Genomic DNA, 1,898 nt, shown 5'->3' with positions numbered 1-1,898 from the left:
GCGATGACGCGCATGGCCACGTGCCAGACCGTGTTTTCCACGCTGGCCTTGTCCTTAGGAGACCTCACCCTCCCCGGCAGCACGGCAGCCGAGTAGTGCGCGGCCATCTCCCGGTAGGCATCATTCAGGACGACCTCGCCCTCACGGGGATGACTGATCACCCCGGTCTTCAGGTTGTCCGGCACGATCCTGGGCACCGAGCCGCCGAACGCCTCGAACATCGACACGTGCGCCCGCAACCAGGTGTCCTGCTTCATATCCAAGGTCGGCTCGACGAAGGCGTAGCGGCTGAACGGCAGGCACCCCACGAACAAGAACACCGTCCGGGTCGCGCCAGTGACCGGACCGTGCAGCTGCATCGTCGGCCCGGACCAGTCCACCTCGACCGTCTGCCCGGCCTTATGCCCGACCCTCGAGGCGGCCCCGGTGACCAGCACGTGGCGCTGGTAGGTCCGGCAGAACCGGTCGTATCCCATCGCCGGCTCGCTGCCGGCCGCGCAGCCATCAGCGTATTCGCCGTGCAGCAGCTTCAACGTCACCCCGACCCGCGCCAGCTCCCGATGAACCCGCTCCCAGTCCGGCTGGGCGAACACGCTCTGATGCTCACCACGACCCGGGAACAACAACTCGTAAACCTCGCCGTGGGCAAGGTCCTTAATCTCGTCCCAGCCGATACCGGCAGCGTCGGCGGCCTCCAGCACCGCCGTGACCGATTTCCGGGACATGCCCTGCGACGCCGCGATCACCCGGCCGGACAAGCCCTCGGCCCGCAACTGCAACACCAGCTTGGCCCTGATCTTCCGTACCATTGATGGTTCTCCTTCCGCCGTGCGCCCTATACGTACGGCGGAAGGAGCCTAAGCGCGCGGTGGCCCCCAAGCACGCCACTGCCGGTCCCCACGCTCAATATCGGGCGATGAGCGCACCGGCCCCCGAACGCACGACCGGTGGACCCCAACGAAGCGAATATTCACTTGAAATCTATGACGGGCTCGGTCGGTGTGCAGCGACTTTCTGGGAATACGTCCTCATTATGAGGGACTACTGCATAGAGAAGACTGACGGCAACTTCTCTGGGAACCTTTTCGGATACCTCACCAGTGAGCAGACGCTCGGTAGGAAGTGTGATCCGAAACGGTTCGCGCAAACCGAAAGCGAGTCTGTGAAATCGAATTCGAAGTGGAGAAAAGAGCGACTATTGCCGGTCCCCGATTCCGTTGACCCATCAAAACAGGTGCTTATGCTCGCCCATTTCAAGACATCGGTAAAGGACGGAGTGGCACCGCGCATGTACATTCACGATGACACAACTGGCACGGGAAAGATCTACATCGGCTACATCGGCAAGCACCTAAGCAATACGATGACCAGCTAGAGCACCGTTGCCCACGGGCCACAGATTACCGATTCGGTCCTCCCTTTCCGTCTCAGGCGCTGATTGTCCGGTGCCGCCGAGGGCCTTGACCTGGCGGCACTCCTGGAGCCGGTTTACTAGATCGAAAGCGTCATTGGGGAAGTACTGGAAGATGTCCAGACCCCGTCCGAGGATAATCTTCCACCCCGTGTCGGTTGTTATGGATGGGTCGTGGATGGAGCCGTCGAAACTGTAGTCGAACGTGATCCCGGCGACGGCTGAGTAGTGCCCATTAGCGTGGTGTACGACCGGCCCGCTGGGCGTGGCGTCCTAACGTAAGGCGGCCATCGCGTGATTCTTGGAAAGACCGACCAAAGTCTCTTCTCAAGGAGTTTCCACGCGATGACCGCACCCCATGTTATCGATCCTGCCCGCTTCCTGTCCGAGCAGCTCGCCCAGGCCTCCCCGGACCTGATGCGCCAGATGCTGAGCACGTTCATCAACGCGCTGATGAGCGCCGAGGCCGACGCGGTCTGCGGCGCCG

At 62.1% G+C, this 1,898-nt stretch carries 4 protein-coding genes; 2 read left to right on the top strand and 2 right to left on the bottom strand.

What is annotated here, in order from left to right; translation table 11 throughout:
- A partial coding sequence (gene istA / locus ACQ3I4_RS16705; RefSeq protein ID WP_329864004.1) for an IS21 family transposase occupies window positions 1–809 on the bottom strand: 809 nt, incomplete at its 3' end.
- Window positions 810–916: 107 nt separating this feature from the next.
- Here istA and ACQ3I4_RS16700 point away from each other — a divergent pair.
- Window positions 917–1,375 carry a hypothetical protein gene (locus tag ACQ3I4_RS16700; protein WP_430633942.1) on the top strand — a complete coding sequence of 153 codons (459 nt, stop codon included), beginning with the start codon at window positions 917–919 and terminating at the stop codon, window positions 1,373–1,375.
- Here ACQ3I4_RS16700 and ACQ3I4_RS16695 read toward each other — a convergent pair.
- Window positions 1,352–1,621: an MIT C-terminal domain-containing protein gene (locus tag ACQ3I4_RS16695; protein ID WP_329864333.1), complete on the bottom strand. Its 270-nt coding sequence runs from the start codon at window positions 1,619–1,621 to the stop codon at window positions 1,352–1,354. The genes ACQ3I4_RS16700 and ACQ3I4_RS16695 overlap by 24 nt on opposite strands.
- Before the next feature lie 135 nt (window positions 1,622–1,756).
- On the opposite strand from ACQ3I4_RS16695, the gene ACQ3I4_RS16690 reads away from it, so the two are divergent.
- Window positions 1,757–1,898 (top strand): transposase (locus tag ACQ3I4_RS16690; RefSeq protein ID WP_430632800.1); only part of this gene is annotated, 142 nt, incomplete at its 3' end.

The organism is Zafaria sp. Z1313, assembly GCF_050563205.1.
In the GTDB taxonomy this organism is placed as follows: Bacteria; Actinomycetota; Actinomycetes; order Actinomycetales; family Micrococcaceae; genus JAZDCJ01.
This window is presented reverse-complemented; position numbering and strand designations above follow the sequence as displayed.